The sequence below is a fragment of the Nocardia brevicatena NBRC 12119 genome (assembly GCF_000308495.1).
Lineage (GTDB): Bacteria > Actinomycetota > Actinomycetes > Mycobacteriales > Mycobacteriaceae > Nocardia > Nocardia brevicatena.
On record NZ_BAFU01000162.1, the window covers coordinates 1 to 738 of the forward strand.

The window sequence follows — 738 nt, forward strand, 5'->3', positions numbered from 1 at the left end:
GCGTGCTCGGTGATATCGGTCAACCACACGGCGTTCGGGGCGGTGGCAGTGAAGCGGCGCCCAACGAGGTCGTCGTGGACCGGTGGGCCGGCCTTGCGGTTCAACCCGCGTTTCTTGGCGAATACGCTCCAGATCCGCTGCGCCGAACACAACCTGGCGACCCGGTTCTCGCCTGCACGGATACCGCGGGCGGGCAGCTCGTCGGCGATGAAGCGGTAGCCGAAAGCCGGGTCTTCGGCATGGATATCGAGGGCGGCGTTGATCAAAATGCGCGTCATCCCAATCACGTTGCGAAACAGGGCATCGCTTCCATTTATAGAATGCTTGGGTGGAGAAGCCGAGTACCCGGCAGGTCACCGCGACAGGGATCCCGTCTGCGGCCAGGTCGAGGACCAGCGGGTAGCTCATTTTGGGTTGACGTCACGCGAGAAATAGGCGACCGCGCGGCGCATGACCTCGGCTTCTTGTTCCAACTGTCGGATCCGCTTGCGCGCTTCGCGCAGTTCAGCCGATTCGTCGCGGGTGGCGCCGGGCCGGTGCCCGTCTTCGATCTCGGCTTGTTTCACCCAGTTCTTCACACAGCTCTGGGAGATCCCGAAGTCCTTGGCGATCTGGGTCAACGGGATCTCGCCCTTGCGGGCGACGGCGACCACGTCGCGGCGGAACTCCTCGGGATACGGCTTCGGCATGGTGAACATCCTTCCAGCGAGGACGAATCCTCACAGGTCAGGAGTCTGG

At 63.4% G+C, this 738-nt stretch carries 1 pseudogene; it reads right to left on the bottom strand.

Features of this window, described 5'->3' with window-relative positions:
- Window positions 1–689, bottom strand: a pseudogene (locus ON20_RS36805) (transposase); the annotation flags it as partial.
- Between the last annotated feature and the right edge of the window lie 49 nt (window positions 690–738).